Annotated in this window: 19 protein-coding genes; 10 read left to right on the top strand and 9 right to left on the bottom strand. The window is 41.9% G+C overall.

What is annotated here, in order from left to right:
• Positions 1 to 160: 160 nt before the first annotated feature.
• Positions 161 to 1,519, bottom strand: coding sequence for an isochorismate synthase MenF (locus AB4153_RS07640; protein WP_371996931.1), 1,359 nt, complete (start codon positions 1,517 to 1,519; stop codon positions 161 to 163).
• Positions 1,520 to 1,867: 348 nt separating this feature from the next.
• On the opposite strand from AB4153_RS07640, the gene AB4153_RS07635 reads away from it, so the two are divergent.
• From AB4153_RS07635 to AB4153_RS07625, 3 genes are all read left to right on the top strand, one after another.
• On the top strand, positions 1,868 to 3,046 hold the full coding sequence (locus AB4153_RS07635) for an HD-GYP domain-containing protein (protein WP_371996929.1): 1,179 nt from the start codon (positions 1,868 to 1,870) through the stop codon (positions 3,044 to 3,046).
• Positions 3,047 to 3,206: 160 nt separating this feature from the next.
• Positions 3,207 to 3,869: a paraquat-inducible protein A gene (locus tag AB4153_RS07630; RefSeq protein ID WP_371996928.1), complete on the top strand. Its 663-nt coding sequence runs from the start codon at positions 3,207 to 3,209 to the stop codon at positions 3,867 to 3,869.
• 182 nt (positions 3,870 to 4,051) lie between these two features.
• Positions 4,052 to 4,270 carry a hypothetical protein gene (locus AB4153_RS07625; protein ID WP_102527006.1) on the top strand — a complete coding sequence of 73 codons (219 nt, stop codon included), beginning with the start codon at positions 4,052 to 4,054 and terminating at the stop codon, positions 4,268 to 4,270.
• A gap of 104 nt (positions 4,271 to 4,374) precedes the next feature.
• Here AB4153_RS07625 and AB4153_RS07620 read toward each other — a convergent pair whose 3' ends face one another.
• The gene (locus AB4153_RS07620) at positions 4,375 to 5,313 is read right to left on the bottom strand and encodes a YeiH family protein (RefSeq protein WP_102527005.1); all 939 of its coding nucleotides are present in this window, start codon (positions 5,311 to 5,313) and stop codon (positions 4,375 to 4,377) included.
• 192 nt (positions 5,314 to 5,505) lie between these two features.
• On the opposite strand from AB4153_RS07620, the gene AB4153_RS07615 reads away from it, so the two are divergent.
• The 4 genes from AB4153_RS07615 (at position 5,506) to AB4153_RS07600 (ending at position 11,540) form a co-directional block, all read left to right on the top strand.
• Entirely contained in the window at positions 5,506 to 6,948 is a 1,443-nt protein-coding gene (locus AB4153_RS07615; RefSeq protein ID WP_371996926.1) for a sigma-54 interaction domain-containing protein, read from the top strand.
• A 190-nt stretch (positions 6,949 to 7,138) separates the two neighbouring features.
• Positions 7,139 to 8,644 (top strand): cytochrome c oxidase accessory protein CcoG, encoded by a 1,506-nt coding sequence (gene ccoG, locus AB4153_RS07610; RefSeq protein ID WP_371996924.1) that lies wholly within the window; start codon positions 7,139 to 7,141, stop codon positions 8,642 to 8,644.
• A 210-nt stretch (positions 8,645 to 8,854) separates the two neighbouring features.
• Complete coding sequence (locus AB4153_RS07605) at positions 8,855 to 9,691, top strand: formate/nitrite transporter family protein (RefSeq protein WP_102527002.1); 837 nt, start codon at positions 8,855 to 8,857, stop codon at positions 9,689 to 9,691.
• 70 nt (positions 9,692 to 9,761) lie between these two features.
• The gene (locus tag AB4153_RS07600) at positions 9,762 to 11,540 is read left to right on the top strand and encodes a protein kinase domain-containing protein (protein ID WP_371996923.1); all 1,779 of its coding nucleotides are present in this window, start codon (positions 9,762 to 9,764) and stop codon (positions 11,538 to 11,540) included.
• Between the two features lie 93 nt (positions 11,541 to 11,633).
• On the opposite strand, the gene cynS is transcribed toward AB4153_RS07600, so the two are convergent.
• Positions 11,634 to 12,074: a cyanase gene (cynS, locus tag AB4153_RS07595; RefSeq protein WP_371996921.1), complete on the bottom strand. Its 441-nt coding sequence runs from the start codon at positions 12,072 to 12,074 to the stop codon at positions 11,634 to 11,636.
• Positions 12,075 to 12,332: 258 nt separating this feature from the next.
• Positions 12,333 to 12,851: a malate synthase gene (locus tag AB4153_RS07590; protein WP_102526999.1), complete on the bottom strand. Its 519-nt coding sequence runs from the start codon at positions 12,849 to 12,851 to the stop codon at positions 12,333 to 12,335.
• 198 nt (positions 12,852 to 13,049) lie between these two features.
• On the opposite strand from AB4153_RS07590, the gene AB4153_RS07585 reads away from it, so the two are divergent.
• Positions 13,050 to 14,573, top strand: coding sequence for a DUF3612 domain-containing protein (locus tag AB4153_RS07585; RefSeq protein WP_371996919.1), 1,524 nt, complete (start codon positions 13,050 to 13,052; stop codon positions 14,571 to 14,573).
• 58 nt (positions 14,574 to 14,631) lie between these two features.
• Here the strand turns inward: AB4153_RS07585 and AB4153_RS07580 are convergent, their stop codons facing one another.
• Both AB4153_RS07580 and AB4153_RS07575 read right to left on the bottom strand, forming a co-directional pair.
• A complete protein-coding gene (locus tag AB4153_RS07580) occupies positions 14,632 to 15,270 on the bottom strand; it encodes a type 1 glutamine amidotransferase (RefSeq protein WP_371996917.1) in 639 nt (212 codons plus the stop codon).
• A gap of 25 nt (positions 15,271 to 15,295) precedes the next feature.
• Positions 15,296 to 16,072, bottom strand: a complete 777-nt coding sequence (locus AB4153_RS07575; protein ID WP_371996915.1) for a hypothetical protein — start codon at positions 16,070 to 16,072, stop codon at positions 15,296 to 15,298.
• Positions 16,073 to 16,640: 568 nt separating this feature from the next.
• Between AB4153_RS07575 and AB4153_RS07570 the strand changes: the two genes are divergently transcribed.
• Positions 16,641 to 18,593 carry a BCCT family transporter gene (locus AB4153_RS07570; RefSeq protein WP_303516352.1) on the top strand — a complete coding sequence of 651 codons (1,953 nt, stop codon included), beginning with the start codon at positions 16,641 to 16,643 and terminating at the stop codon, positions 18,591 to 18,593.
• A 121-nt stretch (positions 18,594 to 18,714) separates the two neighbouring features.
• On the opposite strand, the gene gorA is transcribed toward AB4153_RS07570, so the two are convergent.
• The 3 genes from gorA to AB4153_RS07555 form a co-directional block, all read right to left on the bottom strand.
• Positions 18,715 to 20,070, bottom strand: coding sequence for a glutathione-disulfide reductase (gene gorA / locus AB4153_RS07565; RefSeq protein ID WP_371996913.1), 1,356 nt, complete (start codon positions 20,068 to 20,070; stop codon positions 18,715 to 18,717).
• Positions 20,071 to 20,341: 271 nt separating this feature from the next.
• Positions 20,342 to 20,842, bottom strand: a complete 501-nt coding sequence (locus AB4153_RS07560; protein WP_371996912.1) for a hypothetical protein — start codon at positions 20,840 to 20,842, stop codon at positions 20,342 to 20,344.
• A 121-nt stretch (positions 20,843 to 20,963) separates the two neighbouring features.
• Complete coding sequence (locus tag AB4153_RS07555; RefSeq protein ID WP_371996910.1) at positions 20,964 to 21,689, bottom strand: hypothetical protein; 726 nt, start codon at positions 21,687 to 21,689, stop codon at positions 20,964 to 20,966.
• Positions 21,690 to 22,011: 322 nt separating this feature from the next.
• Between AB4153_RS07555 and prlC the strand changes: the two genes are divergently transcribed.
• The gene (gene prlC / locus AB4153_RS07550) at positions 22,012 to 24,066 is read left to right on the top strand and encodes an oligopeptidase A (protein WP_371996908.1); all 2,055 of its coding nucleotides are present in this window, start codon (positions 22,012 to 22,014) and stop codon (positions 24,064 to 24,066) included.
• Positions 24,067 to 24,076: the final 10 nt, after the last annotated feature.

The raw sequence follows: 24,076 nt of genomic DNA, 5'->3' as shown, positions 1-24,076 counted from the left end.
AAAATCGTCAGCTACGCCAAGGAGGACGCATTATAGAGAGCAAAAATTAAGATGCAACTATCAATTGTGTTTTTTGGTGTTTAGTCAGCTAAACCTAAGCACTAGTTAAGTAGCTAAAGTTAAAGTAGCTAAAGTTAAAGTGGCTTAAGTTAGCAGAGCGTTATAGCTCGACCAATATGGATAAAATAGTGGTGAGTTTATTTTCGAGCTCTTGCCATTCGGCAAGTGGATCAGAACCAGCAACAATACCAGCACCTGCAAACAAGTTAATTCGTCCCGGTTCGATTAAGGCGCTGCGAATAGCAACCGAAAATTCACTTTCATATTTGTTCAAATAACCACAAGCGCCGGCATACCAACCGCGATTATATCCTTCACGTTGGCGGATAAAACTGAGTGCCGATTCTTTTGGTAAACCGCCAACCGCAGGTGTTGGGTGTAAGCCTTGAAGTAACTGAAAGTCATTAACGCCAGCTTTTAACTCTGCGCGAATTGAGCGGTGTAAATGCTGAATATGGGTGAGTTTAAAGATTTTAGCTGATTCATCAGCACCAACATAATTGCTTAGAGGGGTGAGTACATCAACAATCTCTTGTCTAACCAATTGGTTTTCATGGCTGTTTTTTGAGTCTTCTAAAAGCTGTTTAGCTAAAAATTCATCTTCTTCCTGATTGAGCCCACGCACAGTCGTCCCAGCTAATGCTTCAGTAAACAATTCTTTTTGTCTACGCAAATATAAGCGCTCAGGCGAGCATGATATAAAGGTTCTGTCTGGGCTGAACTGAAAGCCAAATTGGAAACTATTTGGGTTTCTGCCTTGCCAACATGCCAGCACCATCCAAGGGTCGACAACATCATTAATTTCAAGTTGAGTTTGACGAGACAGCACTACTTTAGGTGTGGTTTGATTGAACTTTGGTTGAGTGACCTGTTCAACCAGCTCTTTCCAACGCTGATAATTAGGTAAGTCGCTACGGCCCATCAATGGTAGTTTATTAGGTGGTGATAGCGGTTTGGCTGGCTTTAATTGCTCTATTGCTTCTATTGCAGCATCGCATTCAGTTTGTTGATCTGTATCTTCAAAATTAAGATTGACCAAGAGTTTGACAATATTGCCATGACGTCGAAGTTCGATACGTGGCAGCACAAAGCGTGTGCGCCCAAAATCAGGCCAGCATTCTACTGTGCGATCAAACGCGACGCCGCCATAATAGCGAATATCTTGATTACTGCTTTTACCGCGTTGTGATTGGTAAATCGATGACAGTAATTCATCATCAATTTCTTGTTCTTGTTTGAAGTCTTTACAGGCGCCAATAGCGGCAACTTCTTCCTGTTTATCACGCCCATGCCAATAAATTCGTGGATACTGTGTTTGAGCACCTAACCAAGACAGTAATGGAATTGACTTTGCTTCCACAGAAATCTGCACTATGTGTTCTTTGGCGTGAGCCAACTTCATAGCGTTTAGCTTGTCGATTAACTGGCTAAATTGCTCAGAAAAAATGTGGCTAGGCAACAAAGACTCCAATAGTTGATAACTCAAATTGATGAAATGAGGAAGAGTAATATGGGTTTATGTAAATTATGCCTTAAGTTAATGAAGGGTTCAAAAACTGTCAATCTTAAGCCGCAATTGCTGTGATCTTAATTGCTAATATAATCGATAAAAATGGGCGATAATGATAATCAATCCCGCTAACTGCCTGAATTTGAACACTGTTAAAGATTAGTACGTTTTATTTGGAGTATTTAGTCGAGACAGGATAAAATAACGATACTAAATTTACATATTTAACATTTTAAGTCATAAGTATTAGCAATATTCACTACTACTTCTTTACCGTATTCGGAGATTTACCCGTTAATGAGTCAGATTGATGAGTCAAAAGATGTCATTCGCATTCCAGTAAGCCGCTTAGGTTTAGGGATGTTTGTGGTAGCGATTGACCGTAAAGAAAGCAAAGTGGCCATTAGCAATGCGGGACAAATTAAGCATCGTGACTCAATTGCGAAACTGGATAAAGCAGGTATCAAAGCTGTTTGGGTGGATGTTGAGCGTTCATCTGATAGTTGTGGCTTAAAGAAAAAGAATTCAGCTAAATTAGCACGAAAACCAGTAGCTACCCGTGAAACTAAGCAAACTCAAGCGAAGAAAATCCTCTCTGAGGCGAAAAACCTCGTGCGTAAAGTGCTGTCTGAAACTTATGAAGGTAAAGCGGTTGAAGTCGCGCCTTTTGAAGATATTGCAGACAAAATGATTGAATCAGTGATGGATGATGCCGATGCATTAAAGTGTGTTTCAGCGTTAAGAACAAAAGATGCCTATTTACTTGAGCATTCTGTCAATGTGGCATTTTTGCTGGTGACATTTGGTAAGCATCTAAATCTCGATAAAGCATTATTGAAAGAAATGGCTGTGGGAGGAATTTTGCATGATATTGGTAAAGTTCAAGTGGATAACAAGATCCTCCACAAACCAGGCAAACTGACTGATGAAGAGTTTGAAGAAATCAAAATGCATCAGGTGTACGCAAGAGATATCATGCAAGAAACCACTGGTTTATCGCAAGTGAGTAAAGATGTTTGCTTAATGCATCATGAAAAGCTAGATGGTAACGGTTATCCCAATGGCCTTAAAGGTGATGAAATACCACAACATGGCCGTATGAGCTGTATTGTTGATATCTTTGATGCCTTGACAGCCACTCGTTGCTATAAAGAAGCAATGAGCCCTGCAGCTGCGTTTAAAATCTTAATGAAGCTAACCCCATTTCATCTTGATCAAACACTAGTTTATGAGTTCATCCGCTGTGTCGGTGTTTACCCTGTGGGTTCACTAGTGCAATTATCTGATGAAAGAGTCGGCATTGTGTGGGAATCAAAGGGACGTGATGCATTAAACCCTGTGGTGAAGTGTTTTTATTCGCAAAAGCATCGACGTTATACCGATGTCACTTTTGTTGATTTACGTAAGTCAGATTTAAACATTGAGCGAGGTATTTCTCCAAGTTCATTGGGAGTCGATCCTAGTCCGTTTTATTAATTCACAATAAATACAAACGCTCAATGAACACTCATGAGAGCGTTTGAAGTTAATTACTTACCCGTGTTTTTTGATTGTTCCCATTCACCAGCGTCACCCTTTTTAGCTTTCTTGTTGTATATTCCCTTTGACTTACTCTCAATCCATTTTCGGAGATAAAATGAAATCTTTGGTTAGCATTAGTGTCATTCTACTTTCTTTAGCGTTGCTTATTCCTGGGGTGACACAACCTATTTTGACCATTCAAGGCAGCATCGAAAAAGCTGAGTTGGTTGAAACTGGGGTCAATATGTTTACTGACAGCTTATCTGAAAGTTCGCGAAGTAGTGCTCGCAGCATGATGGAGATGGCCATTAATATGTTTGGGTTTGATTCCATTGAAGGCGAAGTCGAGGTGTTTTATAAAACCCGCAGCATTGTCGATACTGTCAATGAGCTTTATCAGTCAAATAATGTGCTTGTCGCAGCTTTAGTTGGCATATTTAGCATGGTGTTTCCTGCATTAAAGCTACTCCTCATGCTGGTTATTTGTTTACCATGGTTTTCTCGTCAGCAGCAAAGTGTGATTAAGGTGATTAGTGCAATCGGCAAGTGGTCAATGGCAGATGTATTTGTTGTTGCCTTGATTATTGTATATATGGCGGGTAATGCTTCAGCGGGAATGGGTGAATTATTAAAGACCACTGCTCAATTTGAACCTGGCTTTTATTTTTTCAGTGCTTATTGCGTCTTTTCAATCGCCAGTCATTGGGTGGTTACGAGTATATTTATCAACTCAGCAGAAGATGTGTCTCATAAATTAGCTAACAACCACACGGCGTAAATTCTGAGACGGCTTAGCTATTATTTTTGTATTACTTTTTGAAAAATTACTATTTAAATTATCCAATAAGCCTGTCTTTAAATGACTACAGTGTAATTCAGCATAACTTAGAAATAATCAGTATTGGCGGCTTAAATAGACTCTTCCGATAATTGCCTTGAGTATCCTAAATCGAGGCAATGATGATTTCATTGTTTAAAGCAGGGTTAAAACCCCAATCTAAAATAAAAATATACAAAGCTATCGCGATTATCAGCTTGTGCATTATTGCTATTGTTGCTTCTGTGCAAACCACAGGACTAACCCGTGCGGTGATAGAGCTATTAGCTTTTGGCGGGCTTATTGGGCTAGCGTTAGCTAAGCCCTATATTCAGACACAAGCATCACAGGACGCTGAGTAGCGACCTCCCAGCAATATTCACATTGCTAGATTTCGTGCTGCTTTAATGTTTTTACTATCCTTCACTATCCTTCACTATCCTTCACTATCCTTCACTACCCTTCACTATCTTATCCATAAAATATAACCCAGTGATGAACTGCCAATTGCTAGCCAGAGTAGTACGCCTAACAACAGAGGCTTAGGTCCATTGGCGCGCATTTTACTGACTGTGATACCCGCACCAATCAAGAATAAACACACAATCAATAATTGCTTCGACACGCTAAAAAGCACGTCATAGACAGGTTGGCCTTGGGGAATAAAATAAGCCGTTAAAATAGCTAAACAATAAAAACCAATAAAGTACGGAATAGATATTTTTGACTTATCACCACCAAACGCAATGGCGCTGAGTAAAGCGATTGGAATTATCCACAAAGCGCGAGCTAGCTTAATCGTGGTTGCCGTTTTTAAAGCTTCATCGCCATAAGCTGACGCAGCGCCAACAACTGAAGAAGTATCGTGAATCGCAATCGCGCTCCAAACCCCAAAGTCATACTGGCTCAATGATAATGCATGACCAATGGTTGGAAAGAGGAACAATGCGGCTGAATTGAGTAAAAAAATACAGGCGAGCGATACAGCAATTTGATCATTCTTAGCATTAATCGCAGGCGCGACAGCGGCAATCGCGCTGCCACCACAAATCGCGGTGCCACAGCTAATCAAGTGGCCAGTTTTATCTTCTAACTTCATTAATCGGGTTAACCCGAAACCCAATATAAGGGTGAAAAAAATAGAGCCAACGATTAAGCCTAAGTTATTGCTACTTGCAGAAATTGCTTCAGGTAAATTAATACCAAAACCTAAGCCGACAATAGAATAAGCCAATAGCTTTTTGGTGACTTTATTTAAATCGATACTGACTGGCACCATACCTAAGCTGGCAAGAGTAAAGCCCATTAGCAAGGCTATTGGAGAGGAGATAATTGGTGTTAAACATATCAAACCTACAGCAATAAATAGCCATAATTTGAATTGCGCAGAAAAACCACTAGTCATGAACAGTCACTCAAAAAATTGATGATCTATTGTAGCAATTCGAAAGACATTGAACGATAACAGAAGATGAAAAACCATCAGCTAGAATAACTTTTGTCGTGTTGCGGCGCTTGAGTGATATTTTAGTCGCGAAATATCGTGACTTGATTATAATAACCGCACTAATGATGAGTTTTACAGATGGTATTAGAGATGACAACGTCAGCAAACTTAGCTACTCCCCACTTTTTGCCTGAGAACACTTTATTGCTAAATGCGATAACCGAAGGTGTTTACGGCTTTGATCTCAATGGTAATGCCGTATTTATTAACCCAGCAGCAGAACAAATGACAGGCTGGGAAAGTGCTGAATTAATTGGCAAAAATATTCATGACTGTCATCACCATAGTCACGCTGACGGTAGCCCTTATCCTCAGCATGATTGCCCCATTTACCGAACCTTGCACGATGGTGTTGCTCGTCAGGTATCGGAGGATGTTTTTTGGCGTAAAGATGGCACTAGCTTTCCCGTTTATTATAGCTCTACCCCTGTTTATGATAACGGTGTGTTGATTGGAGTCATCGCGATATTTCGAGATGTCAGTATACAAAAACATACCGAAGACTCACTGCGCGAGGCATTAGCACAGGTGCAGGCACTGTCGGAGCGACTCGCCTATGAAAATCAATATTTACTTACTGAACTTCAAGGAAAGCAAGGTGCGATGGGGTTATCTGGTAACAGCCAAGCAATTAGCCATTTAACTCAGCAAATCAACCTAGTGGCTAATACCGACAGTACCGTGTTGATTTGCGGCGAGAATGGTACAGGTAAAGAGCTGGTGGCACGAAGCCTTCATCAATTAAGTCACCGCAAAGATCACCCCTTAGTAAGCGTGAACTGCGCAGCTTTTTCAGCATCGATATTAGAAAGTGAACTGTTTGGCCATGAAAAAGGCGCTTTTACTGGTGCAGTTAGCAGACGCAAAGGCCGATTTGAGTTGGCCCATAATGGCACCTTATTTCTCGATGAAATTGCCGAATTAAGCCTTGAAGCCCAATCAAAGCTATTGCGAGTAATTCAAGAGCAGGCCTTTGAGCGAGTCGGCAGCAGCGAAACGATTAAGGTCAACATTCGACTAATCGCCGCGACTCATCACGATTTGCAAGCACGAGTGGAGCAAGGCTTATTTAGAATGGATTTGTACTATCGACTCAATGTGTTTCCTATTATCGTGCCGCCCTTACGACAACGTCGTGAAGATTTACCTTCATTAGTCAGCGACTTAGTCGCTTCTTTAAGTCAGAAATTAGGCAAGAAAATCACCAAAGTGAGTGCCCAGGGTTTAAAGAAACTTCAGCAATATGCTTGGCCTGGCAATGTACGTGAACTGCAAAATCTAATTGAGCGCGAAATCATTTTGACGCAAACTCAAATGCTGGATTTTAAGAGCTTATCGCTTAATTCTGCTCAACAAGCTGACTTATCGACTAGTCAATCCCTCACTATGGCGCAAGCTGAAGCTGCACATATTGTCAAAACGCTAGAGGCTACTCAATGGCGAATTTCTGGGGCTCATGGCGCTGCAGCCGTGCTTGATATGCCGCCAAGTACCTTACGTTCAAGAATGAAGAAGTTATCCATTAGCCGCTAGATGATTTGGTTAAACAGAAAGATTAGTTCGATTGAGTCACGGTATATCGCCAATTGGTGGTATGTCGTGACTTATTAAGTAACGGATATTATTTATAGTGATTAAAATCATGTGGTTATGCTTTTATTGTGATTGGCGCAGGTTTTGCTATTTAGCGTACAGCTAATAAGAGAAAACTAGGAACCACACAATGTCAGATCCAGTATCGTCAGAGCCAGTATCAAGTCGGTTACCCACTTCTTCCACCCAGCGCATTCCCGTTGTTAATGTTAGCGCTTCAGGCAAAATTCATGTGCGGGAACAGCAAGGCGTGTTTCAAAAGATCCGTCAGCACACTAATACTTTGCTAATAGCCATATTTTTCATTATCCCTTTCCTCAATTTCAACGGGCGTCAGGCTATTTTGCTTGATGTGACCGAGCAGCAGTTTTTCTTTTTTAATATTACTTTGTGGCCGCAAGATTTCACTGTGTTGGCCTGGCTGTTCATGGCCGCGGCATTCGCGCTGTTTTTTGTCACTGTGTATTGGGGCCGAGTTTGGTGCGGTTTTTTATGTCCACAAACTGCCTGGACAGCTATGTTTATGTGGGTTGAAGCGAAAATTGAAGGTAATCATCATCACCGTACTGCATTAGATAATGCGCCGTTATCTGCATCTAAAGTGGGCAAAAGGTTGTCAAAGCATACTGCTTGGGCATTCATTGCATTAGTGACAGGTTGTGGTTTTATGGGGTACTTCATGCCTGCACGCGACTTGTATATTGATATTTTCACTTTTAGCAGCGGTTTTTGGACCGGAGTCTGGGTGTGGTTTTTTGCACTCTGTACTTACTTAAATGCGGGTTGGATGCGAGAGATGATGTGCTTGCATTGCTGCCCTTATTCACGATTTCAGGCGGTGATGTTCGACTCGAACACTAAAACGGTCAGTTATGACGCGGCTCGAGGTGAAAATCGTGGTCCTCGTAAGCGCAATAAAAGAGGAACAGACATCGACAAAGTCGTTAAACCTGAAGGTTTAGGTGACTGCGTTGATTGTCATTTGTGTGTCGATGTTTGTCCAACTGGTATTGATATCCGTAATGGACTGCAATATGAGTGCATTAATTGTGGTGCCTGCGTTGATGCCTGTAATCAAACGATGGAAAAGTTTGGGTATCAGCCAAACCTTATTAGCTTTGCCAGCGAAAATGCCCTTGATAAAGGCCAGAAACCGTCTATCTGGTCAGTCAAAGCGCTGGGCTATGCGAGTGCGCTATTAGTGATGTTGGTGCTTATTGTGATGGATTTGAATAGTCGCACTGATATTCAATTAAATGTAATTCGTGATCGCCAAACTCTGTATCGCGTGATCAATAGTCAGTCGGATAATGAAGTGATAGAGAATAGTTATTTACTGAAAATTCGTAATAAAACTCAGCAAGCGGCTTTTTATAATATCAGTATTGCTTATGACAACGTGTCTGCTTATGAATTTGAGATTGAAACCGAAACCTTGGTATTGATTAAGGCGGCTGAACAGTTGGAATATCCAGTAACGGTCACTAGTGTAATGAGAGATAATCTTGGCATGACAGCAGGTAATGCACGTGATGAACTCACTTTCTTGATCACTGAAGTGAATTCAGCGGCTGAAATTGACTCTCAAAAACCGTTAAATCAAGTGTCTCAAGAATCGCGGTTTTTTAGGCCTTAATAGATAAAAAAGAACAATAAATACAAGATACAGCGGGAAAATTGTAACGTTCCATTTTAGGGCGAGCTGAACAAATAACGAACTATTATAGTGCTTTAGATAAATAACTTATAGCATCACAATATGTTAACAACTTGTTTCTTTTGGTTTTTTAATAATGGCATAGAACTGGCAAAACATGATCAGAATTAAGTCTAGGAGTGTGTAGCTATGTCGTATATTGAACCAAAAGAGTTCGCCGTAAAAATGGTCGATTCAGGTGAGCAGAAAATCTTCATGTCAACCAAGGACACTTTAGTCCGTGCCTTTATGGCGGGGGCAATTTTAGGTCTGGCGGCATTTTTTGCCATAACTGTGATAGTTAAGACAGGCAGCTTACTTACGGGATCAATTTTGTTCCCTGTAGGTTTTATTATGCTGTATTTAATGAAGTTTGATCTATTGACTGGGGTGTTCACTCTGGTGCCATTAGCTGTGTTAGATAAACGAAATGGTTGTACTGTCGACCAAATGCTGCGTAATTGGGGTTTAGTTTTTGTGGGTAACTTTGCCGGCGCCCTTACTGTGGCCTTTTTTGCATCGTTCATTTTGACTTATGGATATAACACCGATGGTGGTGTGTTGGCTGCGAAAGTCAGTAGTATTGGTGAGTCACGAACCTTAGGTTACCAGGAACATGGCTTTGCTGGATGGATGACCATTTTCATCCGTGGCATGTTATGTAACTGGATGGTATCTATGGGGGTTGTTGGTGCAATGATTTCAACTTCAGCCAGTGGTAAAATGATGGCGATGTGGATGCCGGTGATGTTGTTCTTCTTTATGGGGTTTGAGCACTCAATTGTGAACATGTTCCTGTTCCCATTCTCGATGATCATGGGGGGGGACTTCACTGTAATGGATTACCTTGTTTGGAATGAAATCCCTACCGCGCTTGGTAATTTAGTTGGTGGATTTGTGTTAGTTGGTTTACCGCTTTATCTTACTCATGTAAAAGAAAGCCCAGCACGTAAGCGTGAACAAGCACGCCGCGAAAAGCTTGCATAAGCTTTTGATGATTAATGCTCTGTGCCATTAAGCAGGTTTAGCTTACGGTAGCAGAGCATTTTTATTTTCTATGTCTAAAACACTCAAACTGACCATTGGCCAACATAGCGTTAGCGGGGTTAAACCTGTTAACCAAGATTGCTGTGGCAGCCGACAGCCGAAAAGCCCACAGCTTAATAGTAAAGGTGCCGTGGTCGCAATTGCCGATGGTATTAGTAGCAGTGACGTCAGTGATATTGCTAGCGAAACCGCGATTAGTAACTTTCTTAATGATTACTATGCAACCTCTGACGCTTGGTCGGTTAAAACCTCCGCACATAAAGTCTTACAAGCCTTAAATCATTGGTTGTTTGCTCAAGGCCAACAAGGTCTGCACCGCCATGATGCGAATAAAGGTTATGTCTGCACCTTCAGCGCATTAGTGTTTAAATCTAATACCGCGCATTTATTTCACTGTGGCGATTCACGTATTTATCAATTAAGTGGTCAGTCATTAGAGCAATTGACTAAGGATCATCGCCGTTATGTTGGTGATACAAGTTACCTGAGCCAAGCATTAGGTATTAGTCCATTGTTAAGCTGTGATTATCATGCTCATCCGGTTAAACAGGGCGACATTTTTGTGCTCACGACAGACGGAGTACATGAGTTTTTATCTGCTAAAGTCATTGCTGATGCGATTATTCAAGAGGTCGAACGAGGACAGAAAAGGGCTAGTGCAGTTACAACTCTTGTTGATAAAAAAGCTATTGATGCAAAAGGTGCTGATTTTGATCGAGTTGCGCAAGACTTGGTGGCGCAAGCGTTGGCTGCTGGGGGGGATGATAATCTGACAATCCAAATTGTCAGCGTTGATGGGTTGCCCAGCCATGAGGTGAATGAGTTTAAACAATTGTTGACTCAACTGCCTTTACCGCCCGCTTTGCATAGCGAACAAGAGTTCGAAGGCTTTACCATTCAGCGTGAATTGTATGTTAGCAGTCGCAGTCGAGTTTACCTTGCTCAGGATAAAGCATCAGCCCAGCGGGTGGTCATTAAGGTTCCTTCTGATGAAATGCGCCACAATGAAGGTCATTTAGAAACCTTGTTAATGGAAGATTGGGTGGCACAAAGAGTATCTAACACTCACTTATTAAAATCATTCGTATCAACATCGCCTAAACAATACCTTTATACAGTAACTGAGTATGTTGAAGGCTGTACTTTGGCCCAGTGGATCCATGACCACGCACAACCTGACTTAGACACAGTGAGAAATCTGGTTATTCAAATAGCCCGAGGCTTACAAGCTTTGCACCGACAAGAAATGGTTCATCAAGACTTACGTCCTGAAAATATTATGATAGATACTGCTGGTGTGATTAAAATTATCGACTTTGGCGCGGCGGCAGTGGCTGGAATCATTGAAACCCAAGGGCTTGATGATCACATGCTGGGCACGGCGCAATACAGTGGTCCAGAGTACTTTGTTGGGGAATTAGGGGATAATCGCAGTGATATTTTCTCACTGGCGGTGATTACCTATCAGATGCTCACTGGTTATTTACCCTATGACGCGAATGTTGCTAAGGCGACAACATTAAAAGCGCAACAAAGTTTGCGATATATTCCAGCCCGAAGTCGAAATGCTGTCGTGCCTCACTGGGTTGATTATGCACTTGAAAAAGCCCTGGCAGTGGATCCCGCAAAGCGCACCGCAGAAGTATCTGAGTTTATTTATAACCTCAAATACCCACACCCTAAAGCGACTCGAGAGAGCGTGCCTTTTATTGATAAAGACCCGATTTTATTTTGGCAGCGGTTATCTTTGTTGTTGGGGCTAGGATTAGTCATTGCTTTGCTGAATTAAGCTGAATATGACTTAATATAAATAGCTAACCCCAAGATTTCAAAGTTAATAGTATTCAGTCAACCGCTCAGCTTAATTCATTTTTAACGATAATTACCAAGCTTTATAAGGCAAAAACTTACCATTCATGGTGATCACCACTCTGTCGCCCTTCGGATCTGTTTGCTTTTCAACATTCATAGAGAAATCAATGGCGCTCATAATGCCATCGCCAAACTGTTCTTGGATGACTTCTTTAAGTGTTTCACCGTAAACACCAACCACTTCATATAAACGATACACTAGCGGATCTTGTGGTACATCACGTTGCCATTTTTTGGTGGGATAGGCCTTAAGTGCAGCTTGTGATCCTGCAGGAAGCTCCAGTAACTGGCACAGTTTTTCTGCCACTTTCTCTGGCATGCTGTTCATCCCTAAACAAGCAGACGTGACCCAAACACAGCCCATTCCTAATTCATCAGCAATGTTTTGCCAACTTAATTGACGTGCATGTTTTGCTAATACAATGGCTTCAACGACTTGTTCTTTATTCATTTTATATTCCTATAGGGATGATAAACACAGATAAGACGTCGCAAGAGTTAGACCATGATTGAACCTATTTAAAATCAGTGGTTTACTATTTTAAATTGTAGGGTCGCGTCTGTTTTAGTGCATGATCAGCTAATTATTGGTGCGATATTATGGGTGTGATAAATGATGAGGGACTCTAAGAAGGGCTGCGGTAGAAGTGCTGATAACAAAAAGGCTGACAATTATGTCAGCCTTAATAACAGTGTTTACTAACGGCAACTAGCGCTGATGCATTGCGTAATCAGTACCGTCTTTAGCGGTAAACACTTTGCAGTTACCTTCTGTTGGTAAACAGCGTGAATGCAACATGCTTACCCATTGCTTGTAAGGTGTCGGTAGGTTTTTAATTGGCAGTGCAACTTGAATATCTTCAATGTGTGCAGGGTCGTTTGCACCTAGTTCGCCATTTCGATCAAAACTTACTTCAACATGGGTATCGTTATTTTTTAGTACGATAGAAGTTGGATCACTTTTATGACCGGTTAGCGCAACAAATTGACAAGGATTTTGTAATCCACATTGGCTACCATCTTTCATAAACGCTAAAAGATGCGTGTAGTAAATAACATAGCTACTGACATCGGCATGTGAGCCTTCTGTAAGTGGAAAATTGTCATCTAAAAATACTTTCGCATTGTTAATTTTATCTGCGTTAGTACTGGTCGCCACAAATTGTTCTTCAATGAAGTTGTTAAGGTTGTGAGCGGCTGTGTTGGTGTGCATTGTTGTCATAGTCATAACCTTATCCTCTTCGCTTGGGTCATTACACTGACTGGTTGTTTAACTCAGCTCAGTGTTACTTCTATTTATTTCTGATTCATGTTGTAAGTTCAGTAAGCAAATCTTAAAAACTGTTTCCCGATTGCTTAATTTGTAGTCTAGAGTATTTTTCACTACAATTTCACAATAAAAATTTTACACTGTGAATTTTACAAAATGCGTAATGATCAAAGCTTAATGAGAAAGTCACATTTTCTTGGCACCAAGATTCGAAATCTACGTAAACGAAATCACCTGACGATGGAAGATTTATCGGCCAGGTGTATTCGTGTCGATTCCAGTTCTGCGCCTTCGGTATCGTATCTGTCGATGATCGAGCGAGGTAAGCGTGTGCCCAGTGCTGGGATGTTGGCTGTGATTGCGACAGTGTTTCAAAAAGAGGTGGAATGGTTCTTAGATGACATGCCTGAAGAGCAATCCATTACGCCAGAAAAAGGTCGCCGTGGCGGTATAAGTGGCATGCCACTTGAGCCCAGCTTCTTATTTTCAAATGATATTCTACAGATTGCGATCCCTGAAATGTTGTCACAAACCGGCACATCAGGAAGGCAATTTGCGCAGTTACTTATTCGTGCTCATCAAGAGCATCATCAAAACCACTTCCCTGATCTTGAACGCGCCGCAGAAGATATCGGCAAAAAACAAATGCCATTAAGCGCCGATGAAATGCTCAGTACAGCTAAAAGTATGGGACTAAAAATTAAGTGGATTGATGAAATTCCTACTGAAGTCTTGGATGAAACTGGGGCGAGTTCTGCGCGGCTGACGACATCATTTTTTGAACCGCCAGCGACAATTTTTATTAATAAAGCCCTAAAATCTAATGCGCCAAGATTGAAATATGACCTAGCAGTGCATATTGGTCATTGTGTTTTACACAATAAAGATGGCTTAAAAAGTGTCATGACTTCAGGGCGACGTATTGAAGCTGATGACGATGCCACCATGCAATCAAATACCCTAAATGCGCAAGATATTTTGCACGCTTGGCGTGATTTTGAATCTAGCTTTTTTGCAGGAGCATTGTTGTGCCCTAAGGTGCCATTTAGACAGCTACTTGACCGCCACGGTTACGAGATTGATATCCATAAACAATTGCAAGTTTCGGCTTCTGTGGCGATGAGACGGATGACGGTGGTTTCGCCTTATCCGCATTGGCATTACTTTGATGCTTATGCGCCAGGTAAGCTTAAGGCCGTTTATCGTGGTAATGGTATTCCACTGCCTTGGGGTAATATGCGCATTGTTGAAGACCCTTGTCATCACTGGGCTGTGTTTAGAAAAATCAATGAGCCTTCAACAGGCACATCAGCGCAAATATCGATTTTAAATGTGGGTAATGAACCGCGAATTTATTGTTGTGAATCGATAAAAGTAGATGATTCCGCAGGTAACCCACATGTGTTGTGTGCTGGGATTGATCTGAACCCTGCCATTGAAGCACAAGGCAAAGATGCGGTTAAAATTACCGAAGATTTAAAGCAAGCCTGTGTTGAAAATGGTGGCTTAGTGGCGATTCCAAAAGCCATTAAAACGGATCTCACTAGTGTGGCTAAAATACTCAATATTAATTGGATTGAACGCGGTATCGAAAATGACGCTAGGGTGATTTGTTCACGTGGTGCAGTGTGTCCACGTCAGCCAAGCTGCTATGCCAGTGGCAAAGCGCAGTGTGAATAAAGCCCTTTGTTTGCTGTGTTATGTGAATAAGCCCTATGCAGAGCATAGGGCTTACCAGTTAAGTAAACATACGATTAAGCAAATTATTAAGCCAAGTATCGAGCTGTAGTTGGGCTGATAACATTTGCCCATCATTGTTATTGAATGGACAGTCATCGCCAAAAGCGAGTTGTAGCTGCACGATTTGTGCTGTATCCCACTCAGGGTGAAATTGCACACCTACTTGCCGCTGATGATGGAACATTTGCTGCGACCAAAGGGAAGAGCTTGCCGTAATTGTTACTGCAGCATCTGTGAAATTAAACCCTTGATAGTGCCATTGAGGCACCTGCATCAATTGGTTATTATCAAAAATCACTCGCTGCCAGCCTAACTCTGGCTTTTTCAAAGGGCTTAAGCTTGCGCCCAATGTTGAAGCTAATAACTGGGCCCCTAAACAAATTCCTAAAATAGGCATGTTACGCTGAACAGCTTGGTTGATAAGTGCCAGCTCTGCTTGCATCCAACAGGGACTATCGACCACATCCATTGGCCCACCTAATATTATTAATCCATCTATTTCATCTAATCTAGGTAAGCAGTTATTCGGCGCCATGAAGTGCACCAAAGTGTGCCCCTCAATGCTGGCCCAATCAGCAATTCTCCCAGCACCTTCGGCTGGATGATGTTGGATTATGGCTATGGTTAAATTTGACATATATTTTCCCTAATCGTCATTTCCACTACTGCAATTCACCTGTTTCAAGGTAAATCTCAATCAGCTGTTCAGGCGAAATGGACAAGTGCTCAGCTAATTCAACCTTTGATGCGTGCAACGAATTTGATAATTCTAGGGTTATCGGAGCCGTGAATGGCCCAGCTTGTTTTTCAGTTGTAAGTTGCTCAGTAAGTGCAGAATTCACTTGATAAGTCATTGGTCGGTCTGGGTTTAATACCCGTAAAAGGTGGTCGGCTTCAGGCCTGTTTTCAAGTAATTTAATTAAAAACTGATTCTGGCTTTGGTTAGAGGCTGCAACCACTAAGTATTGAGCAATGTTGGTCTTCTCTTGGGCGGTTTGCATACTGAGTTCAGTAAAGATGATCACTTTATCGATAATAATCTTCTGCGATGAGAAGCGTGATGTTCCACCTCGCTCAAAATGTCCCTCTACAACCTCTATTTGTAAATGGGTGAGAGGGCTATCGCTGTTGGGATGTAAGCGCATTAAGTCAAAGGGCTTAGGGACAATCGTCCAAAGTTGTTCAGACTGGGTTGATTGTTGCGCTAGCTGCTGTTTGACCGCTTTGTCGGTTGCGGCATCACTAAAGTGAAACTGCATGACCATTTGTACATTATGAGGTTGATGATACATGGGCAAATGCGATGCAAACAAGCCATCATCGCCACCGAATAAGGTCATGCCGTGCAAACCAAAATGGCTGTCATTTGCATGGGAGGTGGGAGAAATAAACTGGCTGATGAAGATAAAACATACTGCGATAAATCTGAGGTTGTACATTGTCGGCTCCTATCTGGAAAATAAATCAGATGGGGCCGTCCCCGGATGAATATCTACTGGCATACATCCCTTATGTGGAAGGTATAAGTAAATTGAGGTCGTCCTCAAATACCATTTTACTACAAACTAATAACAATTCGTAGATGTAGAAATAAGTAGATAACTTGTCATAAATCTCGAGAGCGCTTTGAATCGTTAGATGAGTGGATAACAGGTTAGAAGATTGAGAGAGGGGAACATTTTTGCTCGATAGGCGTGGTTCATTTCATACTGCATAAGCAGGGTTACTTTTGGCTTCAATAAAAAATGTTCGCTGTTTGAACTCGCTCACATATCGGTTAAGTTTGTAACAAAATTTTGTCGACAGTTTACTAAATTAACATTATTTTAGCGTGCCTGTATTGCCGTTAATGTAATAAGCATTAGACAACCTGGCGTTTTAACAACGGTTCACGCACAGTATTCCAACTCTTCAAAAAGTAAACCTACCTGGCTGTCTCGCAGCATGGGGAAGCACGTGTGGTGTGGACTCTCTCAAATGAGTTTTTAATTGTTTCGGACAATGAAAATGAACAAACACTTCGAGCTTATCGATAAACCGACCTTTTTTGGTGCGTTAATATTACTTTTTTCAGTTGTGATCCCCTTGATGATATTCCCTGTAGAGGGAGCACAATGGATTGCAGTGGCTAAAACCTTCATGACAGATAAGTTAGGCTTTGCTTACCTTGCTCTGGGGTTAGCGGCATTTTTCTTTATGATCTATATCGTTTTTTCTGATATTGGTCAGATTAAACTAGGCGATCCAGATGAATCGCCAGAATTTGGTTTAGCCTCTTGGGCTGCAATGCTTTTTTGCGGCGGCATTGGTGCAAGTATTTTATTTTGGGGCACCATTGAATGGGCTTATTACTATCAAAACCCACCTTTTCAATTAGAGCCAGGTAGCGAAGAAGCTATTCGTTGGGCCGCCACCTATGGTCTATTTCATTGGGGACCAATTGCCTGGTGTATCTATATGATCCCAGCAATCCCAATTGCCTACTTTTTCTATGTTCGCAAACAGCCGGTGTTGAAAGTCTCTGCTGCGTTAATGCCAGTGATTGGCGAAGCCCACAGTTTTGGTAAAGTGGGAAAGTTTATCGATATTCTGTTTATCTTTGGTCTGTTAGGAGGTGCGGCAACGACACTTGGTTTAGCTGCGCCATTGATCAATGAAGGTATTAGTTACTTATTTGGCATCCCTACTACGACAGGTAGCCAAATTGGTGTGTTGATGCTGTGTACTGCTATTTTTGCCTATTCAGCTTATATGGGCATGGATAAAGGGATTAAAATTCTTAGTAATATTAATTTCTGGGGTGCATTAGGGTTATTACTATTTGTGCTGGTGTGTGGTCCAACCATTTTCATGCTAGAAACTGGCTTAGACTCCATTGGTCGAATGCTATCAAACTTCTTTGTGATGGCCACGTGGGCAGAGCCTTTTGGCGGCCTAGGGACATTTGAAAATACTCACTTCCCACAGGATTGGACTATTTTTTACTGGGCTTGGTGGTTGGTTTTTGCACCTAGTATGGGGCTGTTTGTTGCGCGAATTTCTCGTGGAAGAACCATTAAACAGATGATTTCTGGTGCGGTGTTCTTTGGTTCGCTTGGTTGCTCAATGTACTTCATTATTCTGGGTAACTATGGTTTATCATTGCAGTTATCTGGTCAATTGGATGTGGTGTCAATCCTCAATACTGAAGGGGCTACCCGAGCAATTTTTGCTATTTTAGAGCAATTGCCTTTTAGTACGCTGGTTATAACGGTATTTACTCTACTGTGTATCATTTTCACTGCTACTACATTTGACTCTATTTCCTATATTTTGGCGTCTGTCGTGCAAACCAACGTAACCGACGATCCTCTACGCTGGAACCGACTTTTCTGGGCTTTTACGTTATCCCTCATGCCTTCAGCATTGATGTTTATGGGCGGTTTAGCCACGTTACAAACTGCTGCGATTGTTGGTGGTTTACCCTTGCTAGTGATTGCAGTCATGCTGATGATTTCTGGTGTTAAAGCGGCTTCTTTAGATTTGAGTCATCAAGATGACTATGTTGACCCTGTGATTAATATTTCTGATCTGCCTGATGTTGATCCATGGAGCAAAGAAGGCCAAGCTTTGGCTCGTTTTGAACTCTTACGGGACAATGCTATTGAAGCGGCCAACTCAGAGCGTGAAGCTAATGAAGCAATTTGGATGTTGAAAAAACAATTACGAAAAGAGGCATTATCTCGCGGTGAATCTAGTGTCGATTTAGGAGATGCACCAGATGATATTATTGCTAACTTGCAGCAGCTTAATGTAGATGCTTTAAAAGCAAAAGAGGCAAAACTTGCAGCATCTGAACTTGCACAGCAGGCTCGTGTCGCCTTTGATGTTTTGATGAGAGAAAAGGAAGAACAGGAGCTGTTACTTGAGCAAGAAGAAGTAAAACTTGCGATTCAAGCAAGACTAAACTCGCAAAGCTAATTCGGATTAATTTGCTGAAATTAAGCCACAAAAAAGCCGCTATTAAGCGGCTTTTTTATTCAAGATGAAGAATGAGGTTGAAGTGCTATCGCACTCATTATCTCAATATTTATCTCAATCTTTATCGCATAGTAACAAATTCTTCTGCGCCAGTCGGGTGAATCGCGACAACCGCATCAAAGTCAGCTTTTGTTGCACCCATCTTCATCGCAACACCAAAGCCTTGGAGGATTTCATCCATGCCAAAACCAATACCATGAATACCGACAACCACTTCATTTTCGCCAGCACAGATTAACTTCATTTTACACGCTTCACGATGAGCGGTAATTGCGGTGTACATAGAGGTGAATCCAGATGTGTACACTTTAATGTTATCTTCGCCGAACTGTTCAGCCGCTTCTGGTTCAGTTAAGCCCATAGTGCCAATTGGTGGGTGACTGAATACGACAGTTGGAATGACACTGTAATCCATTTTAGCGTTTGGCATATTGCCAAATAAACGCTCAGACAGAAGACGCCCAGCTTTAACCGCAACAGGGGTCAGCTCTACGCCGCCTTCCATAATGTCGCCAACACAGTAAATACCTTTTGCTGTGGTATTTTGCTGCTCATCAGTGACAACATAACCTTTAGCGTTAAGCTTAACGTCGGTGTTTTCTAGGCCGATACTACCCGTTGAAGGTGAGCGACCAATTGCCCAAATCAGCGTATCGACAGTGATGCTTTCACCGTTTTCAAGCTCAAGAGTTAAGCTGTCGTCTGCATTTTTCACTACTGCTTTTGGAATGCTGTGAGTGTGCAGCGTTGGGCCATTGATTTCCATGGCTTCAACTAAAGTGTCAGTTAAAATTGGGTCAAAATTACGAAGTGGAGCATGCTTACGGACTAACAAATGCGTTTCGCTGCCTAGGGCATGCAATACACCAGCAAGCTCTACAGCAATGTAACCTGCACCAACTACAGCGACACGTTTAGGTTGTTCGCGTAGCGCGAAGAAACCGTCAGAGTCGATACCGTACTCTGCGCCTGGAATATTTGGAATCGTTGGCGCGCCGCCTGTGGCAATAAGAATATGATCGGCAGTGTAATGCTCGCCATCGACTTCAATAGTATTGCTATTGACGAATTTACCGTAACCGTTCAGTAGGGTGACGTTGTTACTTGCAAAGCCACGGCCGTACGCATCATGGATGCGGCTGATATAAGCTTCACGGTTATCAACTAAGGTATTCCAGTTAAAGTTATTAACGGTGACGTCAAAACCATAATCTTTAGCAAATAAATGCATTGCTTCGGCTACATGAGCGCCATACCACATGACTTTTTTCGGTACACAGCCCACGTTTACGCAAGTGCCGCCAACGTGCTTAGCTTCAATAACCAATACTTTTGCGCCACGCATAGCCGCGCGATTACCAGAAGCGATACCACCACTACCTGCACCTAGGCAGATATAGTCAAAATGTTGAGCCATGTTAACCCTCTCTATTTATTACTTCTGCCAAGCTATCAATTAATTACAGCCTGACTTTAATAAGTGTTTATTTGAGTTTGAATGATTTAATTGCAGCCATTGTAGGGTGGAATGCAATCACAAGCTAGTTTCAAAGACCGTAAAGTCGGGGAATTTATTGCAGCGAATTACTGACACTCAGTTTAAGACAGGTACACAATACAGATACAAACAATCATGACTTTGCAGTGAGTAAGACTGCAAAGCTCTGTGCTAAATGATGAGTTGATCATTAGCGGCGGTACTGACATTCAGCTTGTTGCCCTTGTGAAGGACCTTCGCCTTCACAATCCATGCATTGCCATTCTGTCTCACGATGTGACAATTCAGTTTGCAGGTATGCCGCCTGATCATGGTGTTTGAGTTGATTCGATAACTGCTTTATGCGGTTGCCAAGCCAGCGGCAACTCGGGTCGTTGGCAGTTTTTCCTGAGCTGGCGCTCAGTTTTGTTGGTTCAGGTTTACCTGTTATTTGGGGCTTATTATAAGGGGCAATGGATTCATCTCGAAGCATATCTGTGGATGAAAAGTTTAGCGAGCCTTGTTCTGGTGGCAGTGAGATCGGTTGGCCTTGATGGTCGAGCACCATGCCCATGGGAAGTGATTTTTGGGGCAATCTTTCTGTTTGAGATTCAGTTTGAGTTTTAGTGAGTGTTGATAAGTCACTGGCTTGAGTGGCTGAGCTGAAAAAAGCACAGATAATGAGGCACAAGTATCCTTTTGAATATGTCATAAGCATTCCTTTGCTTGGTGAGTTTGCGCCTTGTTTGCAATGTAAAAACAAACAGGCTTAGGTCAGTGAGCTTAGAAGGCGATGCGTATTAATGCCAGTTTGAGGGAGAGGGTGATGGAAGTTAAAAGCGCCAAGTTAAATGAATGCCAGCGTAACTTTCATCTAAACTACCGCTAAGGCCCTCAACTTTTGCTTGTTCTTTGATATCGTCCATAGCAATGGAGTGACTAAAGTGAGCACTGACGGCGATATTGCTTGAGAGTTCATAACTTGCTTCAACGCCCATTTGGAAATGGTTAGCACCATTGTGTTCTTCAGTCGCATATTGAAAATCAAAGCCCTGAGTAATATATGGGGTTACTGTGAACTGCTCTGTCAAGTGCCAAGGGCTATGTAAGCTGACCTCGACAAAATATCCTCCAGCTTCTGTTGCATAGGTATACGCAACTGATGGGATCAACCAGTCGACACCGGTGTAGGCTATGACGGCAAAGACTTCATTGTCTGAGCTGCGTTCATCACCATAAAACTCTAAACGTTGGTAACCTATTACAGTCTCAATATCTTCATGTAGGTGTAAAGCGTACTCAAGACCAAAATTCCATTCGATGTAATGTTCAGAGTCACCCCTGACCATAGTGGCATAAGTGGTTAAATCACCAGACGTCACCGCCGCTCCAGCTTGATATATGCCACCACTGTCTAAATTATTTCTACCTTCTGACACATACTTAGAATCCCAGCCCGCATTAAAAGCAAACTCAAGATCTTCTGCTTTAGCATGGGAAGAACAAAGAGCGGTAATCGTCATTATTGATAAGAACAAAGGGGTTATGTTTACTTTCATATCAGTAACGTTTCTCAATAGTGTCGGTAGATGAGTCAAGAATACATCAACTTAACGGGCTAAAAATGATAATGAGTTAGATTTGCGATCAGTTTGTCAATAATTGATATGTAAATTATGAGTAAATGAATATGGGTGATACATCACATTTTTTAAGGTTATTTTCAGGTAGAAGAAAAATTAGCCATGTTTATGCCAATCAATGCCATTTAAACAGAGGGCTAATTCTTACTTCAATAAAGAGCTAGACTTGAATTCAATCACTTGAGCCCTTATTAATGTGTAACAGGCAATTATTACCCTATTTCCCGAGGAATCACCTATGAGCAACCCATTGCTAGATAATCCTTTGCTTAAACAAAGCGAACTGCCGCAGTTTTCAGCCATTAAAGCAGAGCATATTCAGCCAGCTGTTGAGCAAGCGATTGCCGATTGTCGTAGTAAAATTGAACAAGTATTGGCAAGTACTAACCAATACACTTGGGAAAACTTGATTGATCCACTTGAAGAAGTCGATGACCGCTTAAGTAAAATTTGGTCTCCAGTTTCACATATGAATTCAGTGACAAGTACAGATGAATGGCGCGAAGCACACGATGCTTGTTTACCATTATTGTCTGAGTACGGCACGTTCGTAGGCCAACATGAAGGCTTATACCAAGCCTATAAGTCGATTCAAGAATCTGCAGATTTTGAAAAACTGACGACCCCGCAAAAAACCTTATTAACTCAAAGCTTACGTGACTTTGAATTGTCAGGCATTGGTTTGAATGATGAGCAAAAAGTACGTTATGGTGAGATTGTAAAACGCTTATCGGAATTAACTAGCAGCTTTTCAAACCAACTATTAGATGCGACAGAAGCATGGTCTAAATTGATCACTGATGAGGCTGCATTGGCTGGATTACCTGATTCAGCAATTGCTGCAGCAAAGGCAATGGCTGAGGATAAACAGCAAAAAGGTTGGTTATTCACGCTGGATTTCCCTTCCTATTTACCGGTAATGACTTACAGCGAAAACCGTGAGTTGCGTGAAGAGTGCTACCGTGCTTTCGTTACTCGCGCATCAGACCAAGGTCCGAATGCGGGTGAGTTTGATAACAGTGCCAATATGGATGAGATTTTGGCTTTACGCCATGAGCTTGCGCAATTGCTTGGGTTCGATAGCTACGCAGATAAGTCTTTGGCAACTAAAATGGCCAACGACCCAAGCCAAGTTTTATCATTCTTAAATGAATTAGCATTACGTTCAAAAGAGCAAGGAAAGGCAGAACTCGCTGAACTGAAAGCCTTTGCTAAAGATCACTTTGATGTTACTGAAATGGCCTCATGGGATTTGAGTTTTTATGCTGAAAAATTACAGCAACATAAATATGAAGTCTCTCAAGAATTACTGCGTCCATATTTTCCTGAAGACAAAGTCTTATCAGGTTTGTTTTATACCGTGTCACGCTTATTCGGCTTGAGCATTGAAGAACAAAAAGACGTGGATACTTGGCATAACGATGTACGCTTCTTCCAGATTTATGATGCTGACAAGGTTCACCGTGGTAGCTTCTATTTAGATTTGTACGCCCGCAGCGGTAAACGTGGCGGCGCATGGATGGATGATTGTCGAGGCCGTCGTGTAACAAGTTCTGGTCTTCAAAAACCCGTTGCTTACTTAACGTGTAACTTTAATGGTCCAGTCGATGGTAAACCCGCGTTGTTTACCCATGATGAAGTCACCACTTTATTCCATGAATTTGGTCATGGTATTCACCATATGTTGACGCAAATTGAAGTCGGCGGTGTTGCTGGCATTAACGGCGTACCTTGGGATGCCGTTGAGCTACCAAGTCAGTTTATGGAAAACTGGTGTTGGCAAGAAGAGGCACTGGCTGAAATTTCTGGTCACTTTGAAACCGGCGAACAGTTACCAAAAGCCTTGTTAGATAAGATGCTAGCAGCAAAGAATTTCCAGTCAGGCATGATGATGTTGCGCCAGCTTGAATTCTCACTGTTTGATTTCAGAATGCATCATGAGTTTGATGCTGAAAAGGGCGCTGATATTCAAGGCATTTTGGATGAAGTACGTAGCCAGGTTGCGGTGAATGTACCTCCTGAGTTCAATCGTTTCCAACATGGTTTTGCACACATTTTTGCTGGTGGATATGCCGCAGGCTATTACAGTTACAAGTGGGCAGAAGTGCTGTCAGCTGATGCATTTTCTCGTTTTGAGGATGAAGGTATTTTTAATCCTGAAACGGGTAAAAGCTTCTTGAATAACATCCTAGAAATGGGCGGCAGTGAAGAACCAATGACTTTATTTGTGCGCTTTATGGGACGCGAGCCTAATACAGATGCATTATTGCGTCACTCTGGGATCAATGCCTAAGTTGCATTTA

It is taken from the genome of Shewanella sp. 10N.286.52.E4, assembly GCF_041468785.1.
GTDB lineage: Bacteria > Pseudomonadota > Gammaproteobacteria > Enterobacterales > Shewanellaceae > Shewanella > Shewanella electrodiphila.
This window is presented reverse-complemented; position numbering and strand designations above follow the sequence as displayed.